We start from the raw sequence: 25319 nt of genomic DNA on the forward strand, positions 1-25319 counted from the left end.
ACTGACCCGCCGTGCGGACGCCCCACGTGATGCATGTCCGGGAAGATCCCTAGACCTCGGTGGTCGACCCACCGGCGGCGGCGATCTTCTCCTTCGCCGAACCGGAGAACGCCGTGGCGCTCACCTGGACGGCGACGTTGATCTCACCCTCGCCCAGGACCTTGACCGGCTCGTTCTTGCGAACGGCGCCCTTGGCCACCAGGTCGTCGATGCCGACCTGGCCACCCTGGGGGAACAGCTCCCCGATCTTGTCCAGGTTCACGACCTGGTAGGTCGTCTTGAACCGGGCGTTGCTGAAGCCCTTGAGCTTGGGGACCCGGCGGATGAGCGGCATCTGGCCGCCCTCGAAACCGACGGGAACGGTGCTACGAGCCTTGGTGCCCTTGGTGCCGCGACCCGCGGTCTTGCCCTTGGACGCCTCGCCACGGCCCTTGCGGGTCTTGGCCTTGTTGGCGCCGGGGGCCGGCCGCAGGTGGTGCAGCTTGAGCAGCTCGTCGGGGCTGTAGTCGCTCACTTCGCGACCTCCTCGACACTGACGAGGTGCGAAACGATGGTGATCTGCCCACGCACCTCGGGGCGGTCCTCACGGACGGTGGACTTGCCGATCCGGCCCAGACCGAGGGTCTGGAGAGCAGCGGCCTGCTTCTCCTTGCCACCGATCAGGGAACGGGTCTGCGTGATCTTCAGGTCGGCCATGTCAGGCACCTGCCTTCGCCTCGGCGCGGGCGCGCAGCATGGCGGCCGGAGCGACGTCCTCGATCGGCAGGCCACGGCGTGCAGCGATCTCCTCGGGCTGGCTGAGCCCCTTGAGAGCGGCAACGGTGGCGTGCACGATGTTCAGCGGGTTCGAGGACCCGAGCGACTTGCTCAGGACGTCGTGGACCCCGGCGCACTCCAGCACGGCGCGGACCGGACCACCGGCGATAACACCGGTACCCGGGGCGGCCGGACGCAGCATGACGATGCCGGCGGCCTCTTCGCCCGTGATCTTGTGAGTGATGGTGCCCTGGACGCGGGGAACGCGGAAGAAGTTCTTCTTCGCCTCCTCGACGCCCTTGGCAATGGCGGAGGGGACCTCCTTGGCCTTGCCATAACCGACACCGACCATGCCGTTGCCGTCACCGACGACGACCAGGGCGGTGAAGGAGAAGCGACGGCCGCCCTTGACGACCTTCGCGACCCGGTTGATGGTCACGACCTTCTCGATGTAGGAGACACCCTTGTCTGCGGCGCCGCCGCGGCGATCGTCACGGCGATCCCGCCGCTCGCCACCGGCGCCGCGCCGCGGTGCTGCAGCCATCAGTGGTTCCTCTTCTCGTGATTGATCTTGTCCGTTGTCATCGGATCAGAACTCCAGTCCGCCTTCACGCGCCGCCTCGGCGAGCGCGGCGATGCGACCGGCGTACCGGTTGCCGCCGCGGTCGAAGACGACCTGGGTGACGCCGGCGTCCTTGGCGCGCTGCGCGACGAGCTCACCCACCTTGACGGACTTGTCGGTCTTGGTGCCCTCGGTCGCACGGAGGTCGGCCTCGACGGTGGAGGCGTGGGCCAGGGTGTGGCCCTTGGTGTCGTCGATGACCTGGACGACGATGTGCTTCGAGGAGCGGAACACGGCCAAGCGCGGACGCTCGGGGGTCCCGACGATCTTCTTGCGGCCCCGGTTGTGACGGCGCAGACGCGCGGTCGTGGGCTTGGCGGTGCGCTTGCGGCTGACGGTGATGCCCATGCCTACTTACCAGCCTTTCCGGCCTTGCGGCGGATGTGCTCACCCTGGTACCGCACACCCTTGGCCTTGTAGGGGTCAGGCTTGCGCAGACCGCGGATGTTCGCGGCGACCTGGCCCACGAGCTGCTTGTCGATGCCCTCGACGTGGAACAGCGTCGGCTTCTCCACGCGGAAGGTGATGCCCTCCGGCGGCTCCACCACGACCGGGTGGCTGTAGCCCAGGGAGAACTCGAGGTTCGCGCCGCGGGCCTGGACGCGGTAACCCACACCGTGGATCTCCAGCGTCTTCTGGTAGCCGTCGGAGACACCCTTGATCAGGTTGGCCAGCAGCGCACGGGTCAGACCGTGCAGCGAGCGGTTCTCCGGCTTGTCGTCGGGACGCACCACCGTGATCACGCCGTCCTCGTCGCGAGAGACGGTGATCGGCTCGGTGATGGTGTGGTTCAGTTCGCCCTTCGGCCCCTTGACAGTGACGTCTTGCCCGTTAATCGTGACTTCGACGCCCTTAGGGGCCGAGATCGGCAGTCGACCGATACGCGACATGCTTCAATCTCTCCCTATTACCAGACGTAGGCGAGGACTTCGCCGCCAACGCCGTTCTTCTTGGCCTGCTTGTCCGTCATCAGGCCACCGGACGTCGAAATGATCGCGACGCCAAGACCACCGAGCACCCGCGGCAGGTTCTCCTTCTTGGCGTAGACCCGCAGGCCCGGCTTGGAGACGCGGCGGATCCCCGCGATCGAACGCTCACGGGTGGGGCCGTACTTCAGGTCCAGCACGAGGGTCTTGCCCACCTGGGCGTCCTCGGTGCGCCATCCCTGGATGAAGCCCTCCTGCTGGAGGATCTCGGCGATGTGCGCCTTGATCTTCGAATACGGCATCGCGACGGTGTCGTGGAAAGCCGAGTTCGCGTTACGCAGACGCGTCAGCATGTCTGCGATCGGGTCGGTCATCGTCATGGCCGACTGGCCCTTCCTCACCGCGGTTTCCGTGTGCGGGCCTTTCCCAAAACCCTTTCCCGTGCCGGACGTGCCGGCGCGGGGCCACCTTCGGACCTACGGCGTGGTCGTGGGCACCGCCGTCCCTCACGGGACTACCGTGCCCTGTCTCATTGTTCTTCGTTGACTTTCCGGCCCACCACAGGGGGAAGGCCGGATCACTCGGGGTCGCCGCCGAGACGACGGGAGCCCCGGCGGGGGCCGACCCGTGCGCTCGCCCGGAGGGGGACATGAGCGCCAGGTCGGCCCCGCCGAGAACTACCAGCTCGACTTGGCGATGCCGGGCAGCTCGCCGCGGTGAGCCATGTCGCGGAAGCAGATACGGCACAGGCCGAACTTCCGGAACACGGCACGCGAGCGGCCGCACCGCGAGCACCGAGTATACGCGCGAACGCCGAACTTCGGCTTCCGCTGCTGCTTGGCGATCAGGGACTTCTTAGCCATGTCCTACCCCTCAGGCTTCCTTGAACGGGAAACCGAGCCGCTTCAGCAGGCTACGGCCCTGCTCGTCGTTGACGGCCGTCGTGACGACAGTGATGTCCATCCCACGCTGCCGGTCGATCTTGTCCGGGTTCACCTCGTGGAACATGACCTGCTCGGTCAGTCCGAAGGTGTAGTTCCCGTTCCCGTCGAACTGCTTCGGGGACAGACCACGGAAGTCACGGATACGGGGAAGGGCGAGGGAGAGCAGGCGGTCCGTGAACTCCCACATCCGGTCGCCGCGCAGCGTCACGCTGGCGCCGATCGGCATCCCCTCGCGCAGCTTGAACTGCGCGATGGACTTCTTGGCTCGGTTGATCTTGGGCTTCTGGCCGGTGATGGCCGTGAGGTCCGCCACCGCACCCTGGATCAGCTTCGCGTCACGAGCTGCCTCGCCGACGCCCATGTTCACCACGATCTTCGTGAGACCGGGGATCTGCATGACGTTGGCGATGTCGTGCTCCTCCTTGAGGGCGGGCACGATCTCGTTGCGGTACTTCTCCTTGAGGCGCGGCATCGGCGGGGCCGTGATGTCGTTGGTAACCGTCATCAGATGTCCTTACCGGTGCGGCGGGAGACGCGGACCTTGCGGACCTCGTCGCCCTCCTCGTCGAAGCGGTAGCCGACCCGGGTGGCCTTGCCGTCCTCCGCGAGCGCAACGTTGCTCACGTGGATCGGGGCCTCCTTGGTGACGACCTCGCTCTGCTGGCCGCCGGCCGGGTTGGCCTTCCGGTGCTTCTTGACGAGGTTGACGCCCTCGACAACGACACGGTCCTCACGGGGCATGGCCTTGACGACCTTGCCGGTGGCACCCTTGTCCTTGCCGGCGAGGACGATGACCTCGTCGCCAGATTTGATCTTCATCGCTCAGAGCACCTCCGGCGCCAGCGAAATGATGCGCATGTACTTCTTGTCACGCAGCTCGCGGCCGACCGGGCCGAAGATGCGGGTGCCTCGCGGGTCCCCACCGTCCTTGATGAGCACGGCAGCGTTCTCATCGAAGCGGATGTAGGAGCCGTCGGGCCGGCGGCGCTCCTTGGCGGTGCGCACGATAACGGCCTTGACGACGTCGCCCTTCTTGATCCCCGCAGCCGGCAGGGCGTCCTTCACCGTTGCGACGACGGTGTCGCCGACCCCGGCATAGCGCCGACCCGAGCCACCGAGAACACGGATGGTGAGGATCTCCTTGGCACCCGTGTTGTCGGCGACCTTGAGTCGCGACTCCTGCTGAATCACGTCTGCTCCTGATGTGGTGCGTGCGGTCCACTGCCGCACGGCTAGGTGGTCTCACCCCTCGGCCCGGCGGCCGACACCGAGGTGTCGGCCGCCGGAAGGCTGGGGTTACTTAGCCTTCTCCAGGATCTCCACGATGCGCCAACGCTTCGTCGCGGAGAGCGGCCGGGTCTCCATCAGGAGAACCCGGTCACCGACGCCACAGGAGTTCGCCTCGTCATGCGCCTTGTACTTGGTCGTCCGGCGGATGACCTTGCCGTACAGGGAGTGCTTGACGCGGTCCTCGACCTCAACGACGACGGTCTTGTCCATCTTGTCGCTGACGACGTAGCCCTCGGCGGTCTTGCGGTAGTTGCGCGTCGCAGTCTGGGTCTGGTTCTCAGTCATTCGGCTGCTTCCTTCGTGTCCTCAGCCGACTCGCCAGACAGCGGCATGATGCCGAGCTCGTGCTCGCGGAGGATCGTGTAGATCCGCGCGATCTCGCGCTTGACGGTGCGCAGGCGGCTGTGGTTGTCGAGCTGGCCGGTCGCGGCCTGGAAGCGGAGGTTGAAGAGCTCTTCCTTGGCTTCCTTGAGCTTGACGACCAGGTCCTCCTGGGACTGCTCGCGCAGCTCGGTGGCAGTGACGGTCTTCGCCATTACTCCCACACCTCCCGCTTAACGATCTTGCACTTCATCGGGAGCTTGTGCATCGCACGCCGCAGGGCCTCCTTGGCCACCGGCTCGGGCACGCCACCCGACAGCTCGAACATCACACGGCCCGGCTTGACCGGCGCGACCCACCACTCGGGAGAGCCCTTACCGGAGCCCATACGGACCTCGGCGGGCTTCTTCGTGATCGGGCGGTCCGGGAAGATGTTGATCCACACCTTGCCGCCACGCTTGATGTGCCGGGTCATGGCGATACGAGCCGACTCGATCTGGCGGTTGGTGACGTAAGCCGCCTCCAGCGCCTGGATGCCGTACTCACCGAAGCTGACGGTGGTACCGCCCTTGGCCTTGCCGCGAAGGTCGGGCTTGTGCTGCTTGCGGTACTTGACCTTACGAGGAATAAGCACTGGTCAGCTCCCCTCGCTCTTCGCGGTCTCGGCCGGGGCCTTCGACTCGTTGTTCTGGCCGCCGCCACGGCGACGGCGCTGCGGACGCTCACGGCGCTGGCCGCCGCCGGCGGTGCGCTCGGCGGCCTGCTTGGCCTCGCGCTCGGCGCGGGTCACAGGGGCGTCGCCCTTGTAGATCCACACCTTCACGCCGATGCGACCGAACGTCGTACGGGCCTCGAAGAAGCCGTAGTCGATGTCGGCGCGCAGCGTGTGCAGCGGCACGCGGCCCTCGCGGTAGAACTCCGAACGGGACATCTCGGCCCCGCCCAGACGGCCACCGCACTGGATACGGATGCCCTTGGCCCCGCTCTTGACGGCGCTCTGCATGGCCTTGCGCATCGCGCGGCGGAAGGCCACGCGGCTGCTCAGCTGCTCGGCGACGCCCTGAGCGACGAGCTGGGCGTCGGTCTCGGGGTTCTTCACCTCGAAGACGTTCAGCTGGACCTGCTTGCCGGTCAGCTTCTCCAGGTCCGTGCGGATGCGGTCGGCCTCGACGCCGCGGCGGCCGATGACGATGCCCGGCCGGGCCGTGTAGACGTCGACGCGGACGCGGTCACGGGTGCGCTCGATCTCGACCTTGGAGATGCCCGCGCGCTCCATGCCGCGGGTCAGCATCCGTCGGATCGCAACGTCTTCCTTGACGTAGTCCTTGTAGGCCTTGTCCGCATACCAGCGGCTCTTGAAGTCGGTCGTGATCCCGAGGCGGAACCCGTGCGGGTTGATCTTCTGCCCCACTATCGGGTCCTTTCCTTCGTCTTGGACGAGGCGCCCGAGTTCTCTGCGACGACCACGGAGATGTGGCTCGTGCGCTTGGTGACTCGGAAAGCCCGGCCGAAACCTCGCGGTCGGATGCGCTTCAGGGTCGGACCTTCGTCCACCCAAGCGCCCTCGACCACCAGCGTCTCCCGGTCCAGCTTGTCGTTGTGCTCGGCGTTGGCGATGGCACTGGCCAGCACCTTGCCTACAGGGTCGCTCGCCGACTGGGGAGCGAACCGGAGCACCGCCTGTGCCTCGTCAGCGGGCAACCCGCGAATAAGGTCCACCACCCGGCGGGCCTTCCGGGGCGTAACACGGACGAACCGTGCCTGAGCCCTCGTTCCCATCGCTTTTCCCTCGCTCACGGAAATTCATCTCCACACACCGTGGAGAAAGTGGTTCTTATCTGCTGCAGCAACCGCTAACGGCGGCTACGGCGGTCTTCCTTGACGTGGCTCCGGAAAGTACGCGTGGGAGCGAACTCACCGAGCTTGTGGCCGACCATCGACTCCGACACGAAGACCGGGACGTGCTTGCGGCCGTCGTGGACAGCGATCGTGTGACCGAGCATGTCCGGCACGATCATCGACCGCCGGGACCACGTCTTGATGACGTTCTTGCTGCCCTTCTCGTTCTGAGCCTCAACCTTCTTGATGAGGTGCTCGTCGACGAAAGGACCCTTCTTCAGGCTACGTGGCATCAGACGTGCTCCTTACCGCTTCTTCTTGCCGCTACGCCGACGCCGCACAATGAGCTTCTGGCTGGCCTTGTTGGTGTTACGGGTCCGGCCTTCCTTGACGCCCCAGGGGCTGACCGGGTGGCGACCACCGGAGGACTTGCCCTCACCACCACCGTGCGGGTGGTCGATGGGGTTCATCACGACACCGCGGACGGTCGGGCGCTTGCCCTTCCACCGGTTGCGGCCGGCCTTACCCCAGTTGATGTTGGACTGCTCGGCGTTGCCGACCTGGCCAACGGTCGCACGGCAGGTGATCTCCACCATGCGCATCTCACCGGAGGGCATACGCAGCGTGGCGTACTTGCCCTCCTTGGCGAGGAGCTGGATCTGCGATCCGGCGGAGCGACCCAGCTTGCCCCCGCCACCCGGCTTCAGCTCGACCGCGTGCACGAACGTACCCGTGGGGATGTTGCGCAGCGGGAGGCAGTTCCCGGGCTTGATGTCGGACTGTGCGCCGTTCTCGACCTTGTCGCCCTGCTTGAGGCCGGCGGGCGCCAGGATGTAGCGCTTCTCGCCGTCAACGTAGTGCAGCAGCGCGATACGCGCGGTGCGGTTCGGGTCGTACTCGATGTGCGCGACCTTGGCCGGCACACCGTCCTTGTCGTGGCGACGGAAGTCGATCACGCGGTAGGCGCGCTTGTGACCGCCACCCTGGTGGCGGGCGGTGATACGGCCGTGGCCGTTGCGGCCGCCCTTGCTGTGCAGCGGACGCACCAGGGACTTCTCGGGCTCCGAGCGCGTGATCTCGACGAAGTCGCTCACGCTGGAACCGCGACGACCCGGCGTCGTCGGCTTGTGCTTACGAATGCCCATCTTCTTCGCGCATTCCTTTACGTCTTGCTTGGTGTGTAGCGGTCAGACCCGGCTGGGTCTCAGACACCGAAGATGTCGATCCGGTCGCCCTCTGCGAGGCTGACGATCGCCCTCTTGGTGTCGGGACGCTTGCCGTAACCGAAGCGCGTGCGCTTGCGCTTGCCCTTGCGGTTGATCGTGTTCACGTTCGAGACCTTCACGTCGAAGATCTTCTCGATCGCGATCTTGATCTGGGTCTTGTTGGCGTCCGGGCGAACGATGAACGTGTACTTGTTCTCGTCCATGAGCCCGTAGCTCTTCTCGGAGATCACCGGTTCGACGATGATGTCCCGGTGGTCGGCGATCCTCACTTGGCGTCCTCCTCGGACTCAGCGGCCTTGGAGGCACCGGCCGCGTGGGCCAGGAACTCGGTGTAGCCCGCTTCGGTGAAGACCACGTCGTCCGAGTAGAGGACGTCGTAGGTGTTCACCTGGTCCGCGTCGAGGATGTGCACCTCTTCGAGGTTGCGCAGGGCACGCCGGTTGTGCTCGTCCTCGCGGGCCAGGACGACGAGGACCTTGTCGGACTCGGTGACCTGGCGCAGCGCCTTCAGAGCCGTCTGCGTGAGCTTGTTCTCTGCGTCGGCCGCGACGAAGTCGCTGACGACGTGGATACGGCCGTGGCGGGCCCGGTCCGACAGGGCACCGCGCAGGGCGGCGGCCTTCATCTTCTTCGGGGTGCGCTGACCGTAGTCGCGGGGCTGGGGGCCGTGGACCGTGCCACCACCGGCGTACTGCGGAGCGCGGATCGAACCCTGGCGGGCACGACCGGTCCCCTTCTGCCGGTACGGCTTCTTGCCACCGCCGCGGACGTCGCCGCGGGTCTTGGTGGCGTGGGTGCCCTGGCGGCCGGCGGCCAGCTGGGCGTTCACGACCTGGTGGATCAGCGGAATGCTGACCTGCTGGGCGAAGACGCTCTCCGGAAGCTCGACGCTACCGGCGGCCTTGCCCTCGGGGCTCTTGACCTCGATCTGGGCCATGGCTTACTTGTCCCCCTTCACAGCGGTGCGGACCAGCACCAGACCGCCGTTGGGACCGGGGACGGCACCCTTGACCAGGATGAGCCCCTTCTCCGCCTCGACGGAGTGAACGGTCAGGTTCTGGACGGTCTTGCGGACGTTGCCCATGCGACCGGCCATCCGCATGCCCTTGAACACGCGGCCGGGCGTGGCGCAACCGCCGATGGCGCCCGGGGAACGGTGCTTGCGCTGGGTGCCGTGCGTGGCGGAGAGGCCGCGGAAACCGTGCCGCTTCATCACACCGGCGAAGCCCTTGCCCTTGGTCTTACCGGTCACGTCGACCGCCTGGCCGTCCTCGAAGGAGGAGGCGTCCACTTCCTGGCCGAGCTGGTACTCGGAGGCGTCGGTCGTACGGACCTCGACGTAGTGGCGGCGAGGGGTCAGCTCGTGTGCGCGAAGGTAGTCGCCCAGGGGCTTGTTGACCTTGCGCGGGTTGATCTGCCCGTAGCCGAGCTGGATGGCGGAGTAGCCATCGGTGTCCGGAGTCCGGATGCGGCTCACGACGCACGGACCGGCCTTCAGGACGGTGACGGGCACAATCTTGCCCTCGTCGTCGAAGACCTGGGTCATGCCGAGCTTTTCGCCCAGAACTCCCTTGATCTGCTTGGTGGCCATGTCTGTGCGTCCTTACAGCTTGATCTCGATGTCAACGCCCGCCGGCAGGTCGAGACGCATCAGCGAGTCCACCGTCTTCGGCGTGGGGTCGATGATGTCGATCAACCGCTTGTGGGTGCGCATCTCGAAGTGCTCGCGCGAGTCCTTGTACTTGTGCGGCGATCGGATGACGCAGTAAACGTTCTTCTCCGTCGGCAGCGGCACCGGGCCCGCGACCTGTGCGCCAGTTCGCGTCACGGTCTCGACGATCTTCTTCGCCGAGCTGTCGATGACCTCGTGGTCATAGGCCTTTAGCCGAATGCGGATCTTCTGTCCCGCCATGTGGCCTGTTCGTCCTTCGCTTCAGTGTCCGTAACGGTGTGCATTCCGGTCACAGAAACCCAGGCCGGGCGGGGGTCCGCCGCTTGTGGCCGTGAGCCTCTATTCCCTTGAGAAACCGCAACAGGGCTTCCCCCTGCGGTGCGCCACCGTCACAGAGCCCGATGACGTCTTTGGTGTGGTGGGGCGGGCCGTGTGCGCACGGCCCGCCCACCTGCCGGGGCGGTGGCTCCCGCGAGGGGAACGTGTCCCCGGCTCGGTACTACTTGATGATCTTGGTGACGCGACCGGCGCCCACGGTCCGGCCACCCTCGCGGATGGCGAACTTGAGGCCCTCTTCCATCGCGACCGGCTGGATCAGCACGACGGACATGGCGGTGTTGTCACCGGGCATGACCATCTCGGTGCCCTCCGGCAGCGTCACGACGCCGGTGACGTCGGTGGTGCGGAAGTAGAACTGCGGGCGGTAGTTGTTGAAGAACGGCGTGTGGCGGCCACCCTCGTCCTTGGACAGGATGACGACCTGGCCCTCGAACTCGGTGTGCGGCGTGGTGGTGCCGGGCTTGATGATGACCTGGCCGCGCTCGACGTCCTCGCGCTTGGTGCCACGCAGGAGCAGACCGACGTTGTCACCGGCCTGGCCCTGGTCGAGAAGCTTGCGGAACATCTCAACACCGGTGACGGTGGTGGTCTGCTTCTCTTCCTTGATGCCGACGATGTCAACGGTCTCGTTGACGTTGATGATGCCGCGCTCGATGCGGCCGGTGACGACGGTGCCGCGACCGGTGATCGAGAAGACGTCCTCGATCGGCATGAGGAAGGGCTTCTCGGTGTCGCGCTCCGGCTCGGGGATGAAGCTGTCCACGGTGCCCATGAGCTCCAGGACGGCGTTCTTCCACTCCTCCTCGCCCTCGAGGGCCTTGAGGGCGGAGACCTTGGTCACCGGGACGTCGTCGCCGGGGAACTCGTACTCGGTGAGGAGCTCACGGACCTCGAGCTCGACGAGGTCGAAGATCTCCTCGTCGTCGACCATGTCGGCCTTGTTCAGGGCGACGACGATCGCCGGCACGCCGACCTGGCGGGCCAGGAGCACGTGCTCCTTGGTCTGCGGCATCGGGCCGTCGGTGGCGGCCACGACCAGGATGGCGCCGTCCATCTGCGCCGCACCCGTGATCATGTTCTTCACGTAGTCGGCGTGGCCGGGGCAGTCGACGTGAGCGTAGTGGCGCTCGGTCGTCTGGTACTCGACGTGAGCGACGGAAATGGTGATGCCGCGCTCGCGCTCCTCGGGAGCGTTGTCGATGTCCTCGAACGGAGTGAACGGGTTCAGCTCCGGGTACGCGTCGTGCAGGACCTTGGTGATCGCCGCGGTCAGCGTGGTCTTGCCGTGGTCGATGTGACCGATGGTGCCGATGTTGACGTGCGGCTTAGTCCGGTCGAATTTTGCCTTCGCCACTGGATGTCTCCTAGACGTACAGAGCTATCTGACCCGATCCCGCCCGCGTGTGGGCGGGACCGGACTGGTTACGTGTCCGCGAACTACTCGCCGCGGACCTTCGCCACAATTTCTTGGGCGACGGTGGACGGAACCTCCGCGTAGGAGTCGAACACCATCGAGTAGTTGGCTCGACCCTGCGTACGGCTGCGCAGGTCACCCACATAGCCGAACATTTCGGAGAGGGGCACCAGGGCCTTGACCAGGCGGGTCCCGGAACGCTCCTCCATGGACTGAACCTGTCCACGGCGGGAGTTCAGGTCGCCGATCACGTCACCCATGTACTCCTCGGGGGTGGTGACCTCGACAGCCATGACCGGCTCCAGAAGAGTCGGCTTTGCCAGCTGGACGGCCTCCTTGAAGGCCATCGAACCGGCGGTCTTGAAGGCCATCTCGGAGGAGTCGACCTCGTGGTACTGGCCGTCCTGCAGGGTGACCTTGATTCCGACCAGCGGGTAGTGCGCGAGCACGCCCAGCTCGGCGGCCTCCTGGGCACCGGCGTCGACCGACGGGATGTACTCGCGCGGAACGCGGCCACCCGTGACGGCGTCGACGAACTCGTAGCCGTCGGCGGTGCCGTCCTCGCTCATCAGCGGCTCGAGGTCGATCTTGACCTTGGCGAACTGACCCGAACCACCCGTCTGCTTCTTGTGGGTGTAGACGTGGCCTTCGACCTTCTTGCGAATGGTCTCACGGTAGGCCACCTGGGGCTTACCGATGTTCGCCTCGACCTTGAACTCGTCGCGCATGCGGTTGACCAGCACCTCGAGGTGCAGCTCGCCCATGCCGGAGATCACGGTCTGGCCGGTCTCTTCGTCCGTGGCCACCTGGAAGGAGGGGTCCTCGTCGGCCAGGCGCTGGATCGCGATGCCCAGCTTCTCCTGGTCGCTCTTGGTCTTCGGCTCGATGGCCACCTGGATGACCGGAGCGGGGAAGGACATGGACTCCAGGACGATCGGCGAGCCCTGCTCGCAGAGCGTCTCGCCCGTGGTGGTGTCCTTGAGGCCCATGACGGCGACGATGTCGCCGGCGCCGGCCTCAGGGATCTCCTCACGCTTGTTGGAGTGCATGCGGTAGATCTTGCCGATGCGCTCCTTGCGGCCCTTGACGCTGTTGAGCACCTGGCTGCCGGTGGTCAGAACACCGGAGTAGATGCGCACGTACGTCAGCTTGCCGAGGTGCGGGTCGCTCATGATCTTGAAGATCAGGGCGGACATCGGCTCGTCGACGCTGGGCTTGCGGACGAGCTTGGTCTCCTCGCTCTCGTCCTTGGGGTCGTGGCCCTCGATGGACTCGACCTCGAGAGGAGAGGGGAGGTAGGCGGTGACCGCGTCGAGCAGGGGCTGCACGCCCTTGTTCTTGAACGCGGTGCCGCACAGGACCGGAACGGCGCTGCCGGCGATCGTGGCGCGGCGGATGGCCGGGACGAGCTGCTCGATGGTGGGCTCGGTGCCCTCCAGGTAGAGCTCCATGATCTCGTCGTCGGCCTCGGCCAGCGTCTCGATGAAGGACTCGCGGGCCTCGCGGGCGGCGTCGATGTGGCTCTCGGGGATCTCGATCGTGTCGTACATCTCGCCGAGCTTGGCCTCGTCGTTCCAGACGTAGGCCTTCATGCGCACAAGGTCGATGACGCCCTTGAAGTCGCTCTCCGCGCCGATGTTGAGCTGGATCGGCATGGCGTTCGCGCCGAGGCGCTCACGGAACATGTCGACGCAGCGCTGGAACTCGGCGCCGATCTTGTCCATCTTGTTGACGAAGCAGATCCGCGGGACGCCGTAGCGGTCGGCCTGACGCCAGACCTGCTCCGACTGGGGCTCAACGCCCTCCTTGGCGTCGAAAACCGCGACAGCACCGTCGAGAACGCGCAGCGACCGCTCGACCTCGACCGTGAAGTCGACGTGGCCGGGCGTGTCGATGATGTTGATGGTGTGGTCGTCCCAGTGGGTGGTGGTGGCGGCCGAGGTAATGGTGATACCCCTCGACTGCTCCTCCTTCATCCAGTCCATCGTGGCGGCGCCATCGTGGACCTCACCCACCTTGTGGGTCACACCGGTGTAGTAGAGGATCCGCTCAGTCGTCGTGGTTTTACCCGCGTCGATGTGGGCCATGATGCCGATGTTTCGCACCGTGGCCAGGTCAAGCACAGTCTTAGCCATAAGGCTCGTCGTCCCTCGGTCGATCTCGTCCGCGTTACCAGCGGTAGTGAGCGAAAGCCCGGTTCGACTCGGCCATCTTGTGCGTGTCCTCACGCTTCTTGACGGCCGCGCCGAGACCGTTGCTGGCGTCGACCAGCTCGTTCATCAGACGCTCGGTCATGGTCTTCTCACGGCGCTTGCGCGAGAAGGTGACCAGCCAACGCAGGGCCAGAGTGGTGGACCGGGAGGCGCGGACCTCGACCGGCACCTGGTAGGTCGCGCCACCAACACGGCGGCTGCGGACCTCGAGCGCGGGCTTGACGTTGTCGAGACCACGCTTCAGAACGACGAGCGGGTCCTGACCGGTCTTCTCACGGGCGCCCTCGAGCGCGTCGTAGACAATGCCCTGGGCCTGGGAACGCTTGCCGTCGAGCAGCACCTTGTTGATCAGTGCGGTGACGAGCGGCGAGCCGTAGACCGGGTCGGTGATGAGCTGGCGCTTCGGCGCCGGGCCCTTGCGCGGCATGCTTACTTCTCCTTCTTGGCGCCGTAGCGGCTACGCGCCTGCTTGCGGTTGCGGACACCCTGGGTGTCGAGCGAACCGCGGACGATTCGGTAGCGGACACCCGGCAGGTCCTTCACACGACCACCGCGGACCAGCACGATGCTGTGCTCCTGGAGGTTGTGGCCGATGCCGGGGATGTAGGCCGTCACCTCGATGCCGCTGCTCAGCTTCACACGGGCGACCTTGCGCAGGGCGGAGTTCGGCTTCTTGGGCGTAGTGGTGTAAACACGCGTGCACACACCACGACGCTGCGGACTCCCCTTCAGCGCCGGGGTCTTGTTCTTTGCGACCTTGTCCTGTCGGCCCTTACGGACCAGCTGCTGGATGGTGGGCACCGCGTCTCCGTCTTCCTCGTGACCTACGCCGGTTCTCGTAGCCGATATCGCTATTGACCTGCTGAACTTCCCGAAAACCCTCCGACCCCCGCTGTCGGGCGTGTCGCTTTCGTCCCGACGCACAGCGGCGGCGGGCGGGCACACCCGGCCGTAAGGCCGTAAAGGGAGGGGGTGCACATGCGAAGCGCGCCCTGATCAGTGGATCCGCCCCAGCGACTGGGGCCGGGCGCCGCACACACACGTGTAACCCGTCGACTCACGGGCACAATCACACAGGCTACCGCCTGCCGACTGAGCGGTCAAAACGGTGTGCGACATGGCGAGAACCGGCGAAAGCCGATCCTCGCGTAGCCGTGGGTCTCCCCCAAGTCTACGCGGTTCCCGGAATGCTTCGCCCCCCGATTTCGAGACCTGCGGGTGTGACCTGCGCGATGCGCCGCCCCATGAGTTGGCTCACGGCCCCGGCACCGTGCCCCGTCCCCCGCACACCCGGCTTTCCGCACCCCACGACAGTACGAGGGCCCGTGTCCGGACGCGGTGTCCGGGCACGGGCCCTCGGTCGGCCGGGCCGGCTAGAAGATCACGAGCAGCAGCGAGATCACACTGATCACGATGCCGACGACCGCGAAGACCGTACCGGTGGTGATGAGCCCGAGGCCGTCGAGCTCACCCCGGGAGTCACGGATCTCCCTCTTGGCCTTGGGACCGGTGACCAACAGCGCCAGGAGCGCGGTGACCAGACCGACGAACGGCACCAGCGAGGCCACACCCAGCCAGAGGGTCTGGTTGGCGCCCGGCTCGGTGTCGGCGAGGAAGTCCACGCCGTCGTAACCGGGGTAACCGTCGCCGGCGTCGTTGCCCAGGGTGCGGTCGTCGAACTCCGGGAAGTCCTCCTGGATGTTCATGCGACGGCGGGAACGGCGCGGCTTGTCCGGCATCCCGTAGTCGGCCGGGGTGAAACCGTCGTCGTACCCCTCATCCGCGGGACGGTCGTCGTACTCGTCGTATTCGTCGTACTCGTCGTCGTAACCGTCGCCGTCGTACCCGTCGTCGTAACCCTCCTCCGCGCGGCGGCGCCCGTAGGAGGGCACCGATCCCAGGTCGGAGGGCACGCCCGCGGGCGGACGGCCGTCGTCCTCACCCGGACCGTCCGGGGCCAGCGGGGAGAACATCTGGGTCGAGGCGCCCTGGTCGTCGTCGAACCGGGGCGGGTCGAACATCTGCGTCGCACCGCCGTCTGGCGCAGGGGCGGACGATCCCTCGTCACCGCCGGACCGCGCCTGCAGGTCGGCGAGGGCGGCCAGCGGGTCGTCCTGGGACGGCCCGGCGTCGGGGCCGCCCTGGTCGTACGTGCCCCAGTCGTCGTGGCGCACCCCGCCGCCGGTGTCGTCGCGGCGGCGCTGCTCGGCCTCACGGACCGCGTCGGGCAGACGCGGGTCGTTGCGGTCGAAGGCCCACGTGTTCCCGCTGCCGGTCCCGAGCCCGCCGGTCTGCTCCGGCTCCGTCGGCCGGGGCCCGGAGAGCTCGTCGTGGTACCCGTCGCCGGTCCAGGCGTCGCCGGGGCCGGAACCCCAGCCGTACTCGGACGGCTCACGGTCCTGCGGGGTCCACGAGAGCGGACCCGCTGAGCCGGAGAGCTCGTCGTCGTAACCGTCGCCGGAGACGGGACGGTCGCCGAGCGGGTCCGCGGCGTTCCAACCACCGCCGGAACCCAGCGGATCGGGGTCCGGGGAACCCCACGACGGGGTGTCTCCGGACGGGGTCCACGCCTCACCGGGCGCGGGTGCACCCGGGTCGAGGGGGTCGGAGCCGGGGGTGTCCCAGGTCGACGGGCCACCGGCGGCCGAGGTCCCCAGCGGGTCGTCACCGGCGGAGCCGCCCCAGGACGGGGCGTCGTCACCCGGGTTCCAGTGCCCGCCGGCGCCGGGGGTGGGTGTTCCCGTGCCGAGCGGGTCGGACCCGGGGGTGTTCCACGGGGCGGGCTCGCTCGAGGGTGTCCAGGGTTCTCCGGGGTCGGAGGGGCTCCACGACGAGGGGTCGCCCGAGGGCGACCACGTGTCCCCCGGGTCCGAGGGGTTCCAGGAGGAAGGCTCGGCCGAGGGGGTCCAGGGCTCGCCGCCGGAGGGGCTCCAGGGCTCGCCGGTCGACGGGGTGTCCCACGACGGGGTCTCACCCGCGGGGCTCCAGGAAGAGTCACTCGACGGGGACCAGGGCTCGCCCGGCTCCGAAGGGCTCCAGGAGGAGGACTCGTTCGACGGGTTCCAGGGCTCACCGGCCCCCGAGGGACTCCAGGAGGAGGACTCGTTCGACGGGCTCCAGGGCTCACCGGCCCCCGAGGGACTCCACGAAGACGGCTCCCCCGACGGGGACCAGGGCTCGTCCGGTTCCGAAGGGCTCCAGGCCGCGGCGTCTTCCGACGGCGACCACGCGGCCGGCTCGGCGGGTACGGGTGCGCCCCAGGGGGCGTCGCCCGACGGGCTCGACGGGTCATCGGGGCCCGGGGTGCCCCAGGACGGGGCCTCACCCGAGGGGGTCCACGGCTCGCCCGGTTCGGACGGGCTCCACGAAGAGGGCTCCCGGTCCGACACCGGGACATCGCCGCTGACCGGATCGGTGCCGGGGCCGCCCCACGTCGGGGCTCCCCCACCAGGCGTCCAGGGCTCGGCACCGGCCGCCGGCGCACCGGCGTCCAACGGGTCCGACTCGGGGGTGTTCCACGAGGACGGCTCGGCCGACGGCGACCACGGCTCGCGCCCCGCGGAGGACGCCTCGCCGCTGACCGGGTCCGTCCCGGGGCCGCCCCACATGGGTGCCTCCCCCGCCGGGGGACGGGCATCGCCGGCAGCGGGCCCGCCGAACGGATCGCCACCGGGCACGGGCGCCCACGGCTCGAAGCCCGGACGCTCGTCCGGGCCGGGGAACCCACCGCTCTCCGAGGGCACGGTCGCCCCCGCGTCGCTCTCGGGGCTCCACGCCTCGGCCGCGGTCCCCTGACCGGACGGACCGGACGAGGGCCACTCCCCCGGCCCCTCCTCGCCGGGGGGTGCCGGGACGTCCGCGCTCGCCGCCACGTTCGGGTACCCGCCGGCGCGGTCGCCGCGGTCCTCCCACGGCATCGGCGGCTGCGGCTCGGCGGGACCGAACCCGCCCAGCGCCTCGGGGTAGGGCTCGACCATCTCCGGACGCGCCGAGCCCAGCCCGGCGTACCCTCCACTGTCCGGGAAGACCGTGCCCCGGTCCGCTTCCTCCTGTTGCTCGTCCAACGGGTCCTGATACTCCGACTGCGTGCGGTGACGGTTCTGACTCGGCCGGAACCACGAATCCGCGTTGTCCCGGTCGGGGCCCCGTCCACCCCCGTGTTCGGTCACTGATGCCTGCCTTCCGACAGCGCCGAAGCGCCCTCTCCCGTCCACACCGTCACGTGTGGACCAACAACGACGAACGGCGGCGGTCCCCACCCCTGCGAGGGGTGGGTGGCCGCCGCCGTCAGTACAGCAAACCGCGCTTAACGGTTGTACGGACCGAAGTCGTACTCCTCCAGCGGCACGGCCTCTCCCGAGCCCTGCCCGAAGGTGTATTCACTCGGCTCCTCGTAACCCGAGACGGAGTACATCGAGGCCTTGGCCTCCTCGGTGGGCTCCACCCGGACGTTGCGGTACTGCGGAATGCCGGTACCGGCCGGGATGAGCTTACCGATGATGACGTTCTCCTTCAGGCCGAGCAGCGGGTCGCTCTTCCCGTGGATCGCGTTCTCGGTGAGCACGCGGGTCGTCTCCTGGAAGGAGGCCGCCGACAGCCAGGACTCCGTGGCCAGCGAGGCCTTGGTGATACCCAGCAGGACCGGACGACCGGAGGCGGGCTGGCCGCCCTCGGAGACCACACGGCGGTTGATCCGCTCGAACTTGGGCCGCTCGACCATCTCACCCGGCAGCAGCTCGGTGTCGCCCGACTCCAGGATGTTCACACGCTTGAGCATCTGGCGGACGATGATCTCGATGTGCTTGTCGTGGATGGACACACCCTGCGACTTGTAGACCTCCTGGACCTCGGACACGAGGTGCTGCTGCACCGCGCGCGGGCCCTGGATGCGAAGAACCTCGTGCGGGTTGATCGCACCCTGGATGAGCTGCTGGCCGACCTTGACGTGGTCGCCGTCGCTCAACAGGAGCTGAGCACGCATCGGGACCGGGTAGGCGATCTCGTCCGTGCCGTCGTCGGGGATGACGACGACCTTGCGGCTCTTCTCGGTGTCGTCGATCCGGATCCGGCCCTCCATCTCGGAGATCGGGGCCACACCCTTGGGGATGCGGGCCTCGAAGAGCTCCTGGACACGGGGCAGACCGTGGGTGATGTCCTGACCGGCCGAACCACCCATGTGGAAGGTCCGCATCGTCAGCTGGGTACCGGGCTCACCGATGGACTGGGCCGCGATGATGCCGATCGCCTCACCGACGTCCACCGGCTTACCGGTCGCCATGGAGCGGCCGTAGCAGGTGGAGCACACGCCGATCTTGGCCTCGCAGGTCAGCGACGAGCGGATGCGGACGCGGGTGATCCCGGCCTCGACCAGCTTGTCGATGTTCTGCTCGGACGTGTCGGACATGGCCGGCAGCACGATGTTGCCGTCGGCGTCGCGCACCTCGTCGGAGATCGTCCGGCCGAAACCGGTGTTCTCGACGTTGTGCTTGCGCACGACCTGGCCGGCGGCGTTCTTCTCGCCGACCTCGTGCCAGAGCGAACGGTCCGTGCCGCAGTCGACCTCGCGGACGATGACGTCCTGGGCGACGTCCACCAGACGACGGGTCAGGTAACCCGAGTCGGCGGTACGCAGCGCGGTGTCGGCCAGACCCTTGCGCTGACCGTGGGTGGAGATGAAGTACTCCAGCACCGACAGGCCCTCGCGGTAGGAGGACTTGATCGGACGCGGGATCGTCTCACCCTTGGTGTTGGAGACCAGACCACGGATACCGGCGATCTGGCGGACCTGCATCGGGTTACCGCGAGCACCGGACTGAACCATCATCCACACCGGGTTGTCGGTGGGGAAGTTCTCCTCCATGTTCTTGGCGACCTCACCGGTGGCCTGGGTCCAGACCTCGGTGAGCTCCTGGCGCCGCTCGTCGTCGGTGATGAGACCGCGGTCGAACTCGCGCTGGATCTTGTCGGCCTTGCGCTCGTAGCCCTCGAGGATCTCGGCCTTGCGCGGAGGCGCGACGACGTCCTCGATACCGATGGTCAGGCCGGACCGGGTGGCCCAGCGGTAACCAGCGTCCTTCAGGGCGTCCAGGGTCGTGGCGACCTGGACCTTGGCGTAGTTCTCGGCGAGGTCGTTGACCAGCGTCGAGATCTGCTTCTTGCCGACCTGGAAGTTGACGTACGGGTAGTCCATCGGCGTGGTCTCGTTGAAGAGGTACCGGCCGAGCGTCGTCTCCAGCAGGTAGGGCTCCCCGGGCTCCCAGCCCTCCGGCGGCTCCCAGCCCTTGGGGGCCGGAGCACCGTCGGCGATGCGCAGGTGGATCCGGGCCTGGACGTCCAGGTCACCCAGGTCGTAGGCCATCAGGGCCTCGGCCGGCGACAGGAACGCGCGGCCCTCGCCCTTGGCACCCTCGAGCTGCGTCGTCAGGTAGTAGAGGCCGATGACCATGTCCTGCGTGGGCATGGTCACGGGCTTGCCGTCGGACGGCTTGAGGATGTTGTTGGTGGCCAGCATCAGCAGCCGCGCCTCGGCCTGGGCCTCGGCGGACAGCGGCAGGTGCACGGCCATCTGGTCACCGTCGAAGTCCGCGTTGAACGCGGTGCACACGAGCGGGTGGATCTGGATGGCCTTGCCCTCGACCAGCTGCGGCTCGAAGGCCTGGATGCCCAGGCGGTGCAGCGTGGGCGCACGGTTGAGCATCACCGGGTGCTCTGTGATGACCTCTTCGAGGACGTCCCACACGACCGGACGGGACCGCTCCACCATCCGCTTGGCGCTCTTGATGTTCTGCGCGTGGTTCAGGTCGACCAGGCGCTTCATCACGAACGGCTTGAACAGCTCCAGGGCCATCTGCTTGGGCAGACCGCACTGGTGCAGCTTCAGCTGGGGGCCGACGACGATGACCGAACGGCCGGAGTAGTCGACGCGCTTGCCCAGCAGGTTCTGGCGGAAACGGCCCTGCTTGCCCTTGAGCATGTCGGACAGCGACTTGAGCGGACGGTTGCCGGGCCCGGTGACCGGGCGGCCGCGGCGGCCGTTGTCGAACAGCGCGTCGACGGCCTCCTGCAGCATCCGCTTCTCGTTGTTGACGATGATCTCGGGCGCGCCCAGGTCCAGGAGCCGCTTGAGGCGGTTGTTCCGGTTGATGACGCGGCGGTACAGGTCGTTGAGGTCGGAGGTCGCGAAGCGGCCACCGTCCAGCTGCACCATCGGACGCAGGTCCGGCGGGATCACCGGGATGCAGTCCAGCACCATGCCCATGGGGCTGTTGGTGGTGTTGAGGAACGCCGAGACGACCTTGAGCCGCTTGAGGGCGCGGGCCTTCTTCTGGCCCTTGCCGGTGCGGATGGTCTCCCGGAGCTTCTCGGCCTCGGCGTCCAGCTCGAAGTTGGACAGGCGGTCCTGGATGGCCTGAGCGCCCATGCCGCCGCGGAAGTACTTCCCGAAGCGGTCCCGCATCTCGCGGTAGAGCATCTCGTCGCCCTCGAGGTCCTGGACCTTGAGGTTCTTGAACCGGTTCCAGACCTCGTCGAGGCGGTCGATGCCCCGCTGCGCACGGTCGCGCAGCTGGCGCATCTCACGCTCGGCACCCTCGCGCACCTTGCGGCGCGCGTCGCCCTTGGCGCCCTGCTCCTCGAGCTCGGCCAGGTCGGCCTCGAGCTTGCGGTGGCGCTCCTCGATCGTGGAGTCGCGGCTCTGCTCCAGGTGCTGCTTCTCGACAGCCACCCGGGCCTCGAGGGACTGCAGGTCGCGCTCACGGCCCTCGGTGTCCACCCACGTGACCATGTAGGCCGCGAAGTAGATGATCTTCTCGAGGTCCTTGGGCGCCAGGTCGAGCAGGTAGCCCAGACGCGACGGCACGCCCTTGAAGTACCAGATGTGCGTGACCGGGGCGGCGAGCTCGATGTGGCCCATCCGCTCACGGCGCACCTTGGCACGGGTCACCTCGACGCCGCAGCGCTCACAGATGATGCCCTTGAAGCGGACGCGCTTGTATTTGCCGCAGTAGCACTCCCAGTCCCGGGTCGGACCGAAGATCTTCTCGCAGAAGAGGCCGTCCTTCTCGGGCTTGAGGGTGCGGTAGTTGATGGTTTCGGGCTTCTTGACCTCGCCGTGCGACCACTGGCGGATGTCGTCGGCCGTCGCGAGACCGATGCGCAGCTCGTCGAAGAAGTTGACGTCGAGCACTTAATTCGTCCTCTGCTCTCGAAGAATGCGGAAGTTAGACCTCTTCGACGCTGCTCGGCTCGCGCCGACCCAGGTCGATTCCCAGTTCTTCCGCCGCGCGGAAGACGTCCTCGTCACTGTCCCGCATCTCGATGGACATACCGTCACTGGACAGCACCTCCACGTTCAGACAGAGCGACTGCATCTCCTTGATGAGCACCTTGAAGGACTCAGGGATGCCCGGCTCAGGGATGTTCTCGCCCTTGACGATGGCCTCGTAGACCTTGACGCGACCCACGACGTCGTCGGACTTGATGGTCAGGAGCTCCTGGAGCGCGTAGGCGGCGCCGTAGGCCTCCAGGGCCCAGACCTCCATCTCACCGAAGCGCTGGCCACCGAACTGAGCCTTACCGCCCAGCGGCTGCTGGGTGATCATCGAGTACGGCCCGGTGGAGCGGGCGTGGATCTTGTCGTCCACCAGGTGGTGGAGCTTCAGGATGTACTTGTAACCGACGGAGATCGGCTCGGCGAAGGGCTCACCGGTGCGGCCGTCGAACAGCAGGGCCTTGCCGTCCTCGTTGATGAGGTGGTTGCCGTCCTGGTTCGGGTTGACCGACTGGATGATGCCGCTCAGCTCGTCGCCGCGCAGGCCGTCGAAGACCGGGGTGGCCACGCGGGAGTCGGGCTCGGCGTGCGAGGCCCCGATCTCGTCCAGTGACTTCTTCCAGTCCTCGTCCAACCCTTGGACGTTCCACCCGTTCTTGGCCAACCACCCCAGATGGACCTCCAGCACCTGGCCGACGTTCATGCGGCCGGGCACACCCAGCGGGTTGAGGATGATGTCGATCGGGGTGCCGTCCTCCAGGAACGGCATGTCCTCCTGCGGGAGGATCTTGGCGATGACGCCCTTGTTGCCGTGGCGGCCGGCGAGCTTGTCGCCGTCGGTGATCTTGCGCTTCTGGGCCACGTAGACGCGGACCATCTCGTTCACGCCGGGGGCGAGCTCGTCGCCGTCCTCGCGGCTGAACACGCGCACACCGATGACCTTGCCGGTCTCGCCGTGCGGCACCTTCAGGGAGGTGTCGCGGACCTCGCGGGCCTTCTCACCGAAGATCGCGCGCAGCAGGCGCTCCTCGGGGGTCAGCTCGGTCTCGCCCTTGGGCGTGACCTTGCCGACGAGGATGTCGCCGTCGACGACCTCGGCGCCGATACGGATGATGCCCCGGTCGTCGAGGTCGGCCAGGACCTCCTCGCTGACGTTGGGGATCTCGCGCGTGATCTCCTCCGGGCCCAGCTTGGTGTCACGGGCGTCGACCTCGTGCTCCTCGATGTGGATCGAGGAGAGGACGTCGTCCTGCACCAGGCGCTGGGAGAGGATGATGGCGTCCTCGTAGTTGTGGCCCTCCCACGACATGTAGGCCACGAGGAGGTTCTTGCCCAGCGACATCTCGCCGTGGTCCGTGGACGGACCGTCGGCCAGGACCTCGCGCTCCTCGACCCGGGCGCCCTCGTGGACGATCGGGCGCTGGTTGAAGCAGGTGCCCTGGTTGGAGCGCTGGAACTTGCCCATGCGGTACGTCTTGCGCGTGCCGTCGTCGGCCATCACGGTGACGTAGTCGGCGGTGACGTCCTCGACCACACCGGCCTTCTCCGCGAGCACGACCTCGCCGGCGTCGGTGGCGGCACGGTACTCCATGCCGGTACCGACGAACGGGGACTCGGCGCGCAGCAGCGGCACGGCCTGGCGCTGCATGTTGGAACCCATGAGCGCACGGTTGGCGTCGTCGTGCTCGAGGAACGGGATCATGGCGGTGGCGACCGACACCATCTGGCGCGGCGACACGTCCATGTAGTCGACCTCGTCGGTGCTGACGGCCTCGAACTCACCGCCGCGGCGGCGCACGAGGATGCCGGCCTCGGCGAAGGTGCCGTCGTCGTTCATCGGCGTGTTCGCCTGCGCGATGACGAAGCGGTCCTCCTCGTCCGCGGTGAGGTAGTCGACCTGGTCGGTGATGCGACCGTCGACGACCTTGCGGTACGGGGTCTCGACGAACCCGAAGGAGTTCACCCGGCCGTAGGCGGCCAGCGAACCGATCAGACCGATGTTGGGACCCTCAGGGGTCTCGATCGGGCACATGCGTCCGTAGTGCGAGGGGTGCACGTCACGGACCTCGAAGCCGGCGCGCTCACGGGACAGACCGCCCGGGCCCAGCGCCGACAGGCGGCGCTTGTGGGTCATGCCCGCGAGCGGGTTGGTCTGGTCCATGAACTGGGACAGCTGCGAGGTGCCGAAGAACTCCTTGATGGAGGCCACGACCGGACGGATGTTGATCAGGGTCTGCGGCGTGATCGCCTCGACGTCCTGGGTCGTCATCCGCTCGCGGACCACACGCTCCATGCGGGCCAGACCCAGGCGGACCTGGTTCTGGATGAGCTCGCCGACGGTGCGCAGACGGCGGTTGCCGAAGTGGTCGATGTCGTCGGTCTCGATGATCCGCTCACCGAGAGGCGTCTCCTTCTCGGTCTCACCGGCGTGCAGGCGGACGAGGTAGTCGATCGTGTTGACGATGTCGTCCTCGGTCAGCGTGCCCTGCGTGTAGTCGGTGTCGAGGCCGAGCTTCTTGTTGATCTTGTACCGGCCGACCTTGGCGAGGTCGTAACGCTTCGGGTTGAAGTAGAGGTTCTCCAGAAGCGTCTGCGCCGATTCCTTCGTCGGCGGCTCGCCGGGACGCAGCTTGCGGTAGATGTCCAGCAGCGCGTCGTCGGTGCCGGCGGTCGGGTCCTTCTCCAGCGTGTTGCGGATGGACTCGTACTGGCCGAACCGCTCGAGGATCTGGTCGGTGGTCCAACCCAGCGCCTTGAGCAGGACGGTGACGCCCTGCTTGCGCTTGCGGTCGATGCGCACACCCACGAAGTCGCGCTTGTCGACCTCGAACTCAAGCCATGCACCGCGGGACGGGATGACCTTGCAGCCGAACAGGTCCTTGTCCGAGGTCTTGTCGACCGACGTGTCGAAGTACACGCCCGGGGAGCGAACCAGCTGGGACACGACGACGCGCTCGGTGCCGTTGATGATGAAGGTGCCCTTTTGGGTCATGAGCGGGAAGTCGCCCATGAACACCGTCTGGCTCTTGATCTCACCGGTGTCGTTGTTGATGAACTCCGCCGTGACGAACATCGGGGCGGAGAAGGTCATGTCCTTGTCCTTGCACTCCTCTTCGGAGTACTTGGGCGGCTCGAACCGATGGTCGCGGAACGACAGCGACATCGTGCCCGAGAAGTCCTCGATCGGACTGATCTCCTCGAAGATCTCTTCGAGACCGGACTGCTCCGTAACGTCCTTACGACCGGCGTTCCGGGCCGCCTCCAGCCGGGCCTGCCACTTCTCGTTGCCCAGGAGCCAGTCGAAGGACTCGGTCTGAAGGGCGAGAAGGTTCGGGACCTCGAGTGGTTCCGGGATGCGGGCGAAGGAAACGCGGTGCGGACCAAGGGCGTTAGCGGAGGCGTTGCGCGAGGCTGCCAACAGGGGTCCTTCCGAAGGCTTGTGGCGGTTGAAGCGCGCACGCCAGACGATCCGTCACGAGAAGGACCGT

General features: G+C 67.2%; 28 protein-coding genes. All 28 read right to left on the reverse strand.

Going from position 1 to position 25319, the window contains the following annotated elements:
* Positions 1–49 precede the first annotated feature (49 nt).
* Entirely contained in the window at positions 50–514 is a 465-nt protein-coding gene (rplO, locus tag IDM40_RS16835) for a 50S ribosomal protein L15 (protein ID WP_193122965.1), read from the reverse strand.
* Positions 511–696 carry a 50S ribosomal protein L30 gene (gene rpmD / locus IDM40_RS16840; RefSeq protein ID WP_017615396.1) on the reverse strand — a complete coding sequence of 62 codons (186 nt, stop codon included), beginning with the start codon at positions 694–696 and terminating at the stop codon, positions 511–513. The genes rplO and rpmD overlap by 4 nt, the downstream gene beginning before the upstream one ends.
* 1 nt (position 697) lies before the next feature.
* The gene (gene rpsE, locus IDM40_RS16845) at positions 698–1300 is read right to left on the reverse strand and encodes a 30S ribosomal protein S5 (protein ID WP_193122966.1); all 603 of its coding nucleotides are present in this window, start codon (positions 1298–1300) and stop codon (positions 698–700) included.
* Between the two features lie 45 nt (positions 1301–1345).
* Positions 1346–1726: a 50S ribosomal protein L18 gene (gene rplR, locus IDM40_RS16850; protein WP_193122967.1), complete on the reverse strand. Its 381-nt coding sequence runs from the start codon at positions 1724–1726 to the stop codon at positions 1346–1348.
* A 2-nt stretch (positions 1727–1728) separates the two neighbouring features.
* Entirely contained in the window at positions 1729–2268 is a 540-nt protein-coding gene (gene rplF, locus IDM40_RS16855; RefSeq protein WP_193122968.1) for a 50S ribosomal protein L6, read from the reverse strand.
* A gap of 17 nt (positions 2269–2285) precedes the next feature.
* Positions 2286–2684 (reverse strand): 30S ribosomal protein S8, encoded by a 399-nt coding sequence (gene rpsH, locus IDM40_RS16860; RefSeq protein WP_017615392.1) that lies wholly within the window; start codon positions 2682–2684, stop codon positions 2286–2288.
* 297 nt (positions 2685–2981) lie between these two features.
* Complete coding sequence (locus tag IDM40_RS16865) at positions 2982–3167, reverse strand: type Z 30S ribosomal protein S14 (RefSeq protein ID WP_017615391.1); 186 nt, start codon at positions 3165–3167, stop codon at positions 2982–2984.
* A gap of 10 nt (positions 3168–3177) precedes the next feature.
* Positions 3178–3753 carry a 50S ribosomal protein L5 gene (gene rplE / locus IDM40_RS16870; protein ID WP_193122969.1) on the reverse strand — a complete coding sequence of 192 codons (576 nt, stop codon included), beginning with the start codon at positions 3751–3753 and terminating at the stop codon, positions 3178–3180.
* Positions 3753–4067 (reverse strand): 50S ribosomal protein L24, encoded by a 315-nt coding sequence (rplX, locus tag IDM40_RS16875; RefSeq protein WP_193122970.1) that lies wholly within the window; start codon positions 4065–4067, stop codon positions 3753–3755. Before rplX ends, rplE begins: the two co-directional genes overlap by 1 nt.
* Before the next feature lie 3 nt (positions 4068–4070).
* On the reverse strand, positions 4071–4439 hold the full coding sequence (rplN, locus tag IDM40_RS16880; RefSeq protein ID WP_193122971.1) for a 50S ribosomal protein L14: 369 nt from the start codon (positions 4437–4439) through the stop codon (positions 4071–4073).
* Between the two features lie 105 nt (positions 4440–4544).
* Positions 4545–4823 (reverse strand): 30S ribosomal protein S17, encoded by a 279-nt coding sequence (rpsQ, locus tag IDM40_RS16885; RefSeq protein ID WP_193122972.1) that lies wholly within the window; start codon positions 4821–4823, stop codon positions 4545–4547.
* Positions 4820–5074 carry a 50S ribosomal protein L29 gene (gene rpmC / locus IDM40_RS16890; RefSeq protein ID WP_017615386.1) on the reverse strand — a complete coding sequence of 85 codons (255 nt, stop codon included), beginning with the start codon at positions 5072–5074 and terminating at the stop codon, positions 4820–4822. Before rpmC ends, rpsQ begins: the two co-directional genes overlap by 4 nt.
* Positions 5074–5493, reverse strand: coding sequence for a 50S ribosomal protein L16 (gene rplP, locus IDM40_RS16895; protein WP_193122973.1), 420 nt, complete (start codon positions 5491–5493; stop codon positions 5074–5076). The genes rpmC and rplP overlap by 1 nt, the downstream gene beginning before the upstream one ends.
* A gap of 3 nt (positions 5494–5496) precedes the next feature.
* Entirely contained in the window at positions 5497–6270 is a 774-nt protein-coding gene (gene rpsC, locus IDM40_RS16900) for a 30S ribosomal protein S3 (RefSeq protein ID WP_193122974.1), read from the reverse strand.
* On the reverse strand, positions 6270–6638 hold the full coding sequence (gene rplV / locus IDM40_RS16905) for a 50S ribosomal protein L22 (protein WP_193122975.1): 369 nt from the start codon (positions 6636–6638) through the stop codon (positions 6270–6272). The genes rpsC and rplV overlap by 1 nt, the downstream gene beginning before the upstream one ends.
* Before the next feature lie 74 nt (positions 6639–6712).
* Complete coding sequence (gene rpsS / locus IDM40_RS16910; protein WP_017615382.1) at positions 6713–6991, reverse strand: 30S ribosomal protein S19; 279 nt, start codon at positions 6989–6991, stop codon at positions 6713–6715.
* A 12-nt stretch (positions 6992–7003) separates the two neighbouring features.
* On the reverse strand, positions 7004–7843 hold the full coding sequence (rplB, locus tag IDM40_RS16915) for a 50S ribosomal protein L2 (RefSeq protein WP_193122976.1): 840 nt from the start codon (positions 7841–7843) through the stop codon (positions 7004–7006).
* A gap of 59 nt (positions 7844–7902) precedes the next feature.
* On the reverse strand, positions 7903–8193 hold the full coding sequence (gene rplW / locus IDM40_RS16920; RefSeq protein ID WP_193122977.1) for a 50S ribosomal protein L23: 291 nt from the start codon (positions 8191–8193) through the stop codon (positions 7903–7905).
* Positions 8190–8861, reverse strand: coding sequence for a 50S ribosomal protein L4 (rplD, locus tag IDM40_RS16925; RefSeq protein WP_193122978.1), 672 nt, complete (start codon positions 8859–8861; stop codon positions 8190–8192). Before rplD ends, rplW begins: the two co-directional genes overlap by 4 nt.
* Positions 8862–8864: 3 nt before the next feature.
* Positions 8865–9515, reverse strand: a complete 651-nt coding sequence (gene rplC / locus IDM40_RS16930) for a 50S ribosomal protein L3 (RefSeq protein ID WP_193122979.1) — start codon at positions 9513–9515, stop codon at positions 8865–8867.
* A gap of 12 nt (positions 9516–9527) precedes the next feature.
* A complete protein-coding gene (gene rpsJ / locus IDM40_RS16935; RefSeq protein WP_014908366.1) occupies positions 9528–9836 on the reverse strand; it encodes a 30S ribosomal protein S10 in 309 nt (102 codons plus the stop codon).
* Between the two features lie 259 nt (positions 9837–10095).
* Positions 10096–11289 (reverse strand): elongation factor Tu, encoded by a 1194-nt coding sequence (gene tuf, locus IDM40_RS16940; RefSeq protein ID WP_193122980.1) that lies wholly within the window; start codon positions 11287–11289, stop codon positions 10096–10098.
* A gap of 83 nt (positions 11290–11372) precedes the next feature.
* Complete coding sequence (gene fusA, locus IDM40_RS16945; RefSeq protein WP_193122981.1) at positions 11373–13484, reverse strand: elongation factor G; 2112 nt, start codon at positions 13482–13484, stop codon at positions 11373–11375.
* Positions 13485–13518: 34 nt separating this feature from the next.
* On the reverse strand, positions 13519–13989 hold the full coding sequence (gene rpsG, locus IDM40_RS16950) for a 30S ribosomal protein S7 (protein ID WP_193122982.1): 471 nt from the start codon (positions 13987–13989) through the stop codon (positions 13519–13521).
* 2 nt (positions 13990–13991) lie between these two features.
* On the reverse strand, positions 13992–14363 hold the full coding sequence (gene rpsL / locus IDM40_RS16955; RefSeq protein ID WP_017538026.1) for a 30S ribosomal protein S12: 372 nt from the start codon (positions 14361–14363) through the stop codon (positions 13992–13994).
* A 572-nt stretch (positions 14364–14935) separates the two neighbouring features.
* Positions 14936–17626 carry a hypothetical protein gene (locus IDM40_RS16960; protein ID WP_193122983.1) on the reverse strand — a complete coding sequence of 897 codons (2691 nt, stop codon included), beginning with the start codon at positions 17624–17626 and terminating at the stop codon, positions 14936–14938.
* A 242-nt stretch (positions 17627–17868) separates the two neighbouring features.
* Positions 17869–21747, reverse strand: a complete 3879-nt coding sequence (locus IDM40_RS16965; protein WP_193122984.1) for a DNA-directed RNA polymerase subunit beta' — start codon at positions 21745–21747, stop codon at positions 17869–17871.
* A gap of 34 nt (positions 21748–21781) precedes the next feature.
* The gene (gene rpoB / locus IDM40_RS16970) at positions 21782–25249 is read right to left on the reverse strand and encodes a DNA-directed RNA polymerase subunit beta (RefSeq protein WP_193122985.1); all 3468 of its coding nucleotides are present in this window, start codon (positions 25247–25249) and stop codon (positions 21782–21784) included.
* Between the last annotated feature and the right edge of the window lie 70 nt (positions 25250–25319).

Origin of the sequence: Nocardiopsis coralli (assembly GCF_014892575.1) — a bacterium.
GTDB classification, from domain to species: Bacteria; Actinomycetota; Actinomycetes; order Streptosporangiales; family Streptosporangiaceae; genus Nocardiopsis; species Nocardiopsis coralli.

What these genes read in the sequence shown, in the direction of transcription:
- rpmD (WP_017615396.1), bottom strand. Translation starts at nt 696, where the DNA reads ATGGCCGACCTGAAGATCACGCAGACCCGTTCCCTGATCGGTGGCAAG.
- rpsE (WP_193122966.1), bottom strand. Translation starts at nt 1,300, where the DNA reads ATGGCTGCAGCACCGCGGCGCGGCGCCGGTGGCGAGCGGCGGGATCGC.
- rplR (WP_193122967.1), bottom strand. Translation starts at nt 1,726, where the DNA reads ATGGGCATCACCGTCAGCCGCAAGCGCACCGCCAAGCCCACGACCGCG.
- rplF (WP_193122968.1), bottom strand. Translation starts at nt 2,268, where the DNA reads ATGTCGCGTATCGGTCGACTGCCGATCTCGGCCCCTAAGGGCGTCGAA.
- rpsH (WP_017615392.1), bottom strand. Translation starts at nt 2,684, where the DNA reads ATGACGATGACCGACCCGATCGCAGACATGCTGACGCGTCTGCGTAAC.
- IDM40_RS16865 (WP_017615391.1), bottom strand. Translation starts at nt 3,167, where the DNA reads ATGGCTAAGAAGTCCCTGATCGCCAAGCAGCAGCGGAAGCCGAAGTTC.
- rplE (WP_193122969.1), bottom strand. Translation starts at nt 3,753, where the DNA reads ATGACGGTTACCAACGACATCACGGCCCCGCCGATGCCGCGCCTCAAG.
- rplX (WP_193122970.1), bottom strand. Translation starts at nt 4,067, where the DNA reads ATGAAGATCAAATCTGGCGACGAGGTCATCGTCCTCGCCGGCAAGGAC.
- rpsQ (WP_193122972.1), bottom strand. Translation starts at nt 4,823, where the DNA reads ATGACTGAGAACCAGACCCAGACTGCGACGCGCAACTACCGCAAGACC.
- rpmC (WP_017615386.1), bottom strand. Translation starts at nt 5,074, where the DNA reads ATGGCGAAGACCGTCACTGCCACCGAGCTGCGCGAGCAGTCCCAGGAG.
- rplV (WP_193122975.1), bottom strand. Translation starts at nt 6,638, where the DNA reads ATGGGAACGAGGGCTCAGGCACGGTTCGTCCGTGTTACGCCCCGGAAG.
- rpsS (WP_017615382.1), bottom strand. Translation starts at nt 6,991, where the DNA reads ATGCCACGTAGCCTGAAGAAGGGTCCTTTCGTCGACGAGCACCTCATC.
- rplB (WP_193122976.1), bottom strand. Translation starts at nt 7,843, where the DNA reads ATGGGCATTCGTAAGCACAAGCCGACGACGCCGGGTCGTCGCGGTTCC.
- rplD (WP_193122978.1), bottom strand. Translation starts at nt 8,861, where the DNA reads ATGGCCCAGATCGAGGTCAAGAGCCCCGAGGGCAAGGCCGCCGGTAGC.
- rplC (WP_193122979.1), bottom strand. Translation starts at nt 9,515, where the DNA reads ATGGCCACCAAGCAGATCAAGGGAGTTCTGGGCGAAAAGCTCGGCATG.
- rpsJ (WP_014908366.1), bottom strand. Translation starts at nt 9,836, where the DNA reads ATGGCGGGACAGAAGATCCGCATTCGGCTAAAGGCCTATGACCACGAG.
- fusA (WP_193122981.1), bottom strand. Translation starts at nt 13,484, where the DNA reads ATGGCTAAGACTGTGCTTGACCTGGCCACGGTGCGAAACATCGGCATC.
- rpsG (WP_193122982.1), bottom strand. Translation starts at nt 13,989, where the DNA reads ATGCCGCGCAAGGGCCCGGCGCCGAAGCGCCAGCTCATCACCGACCCG.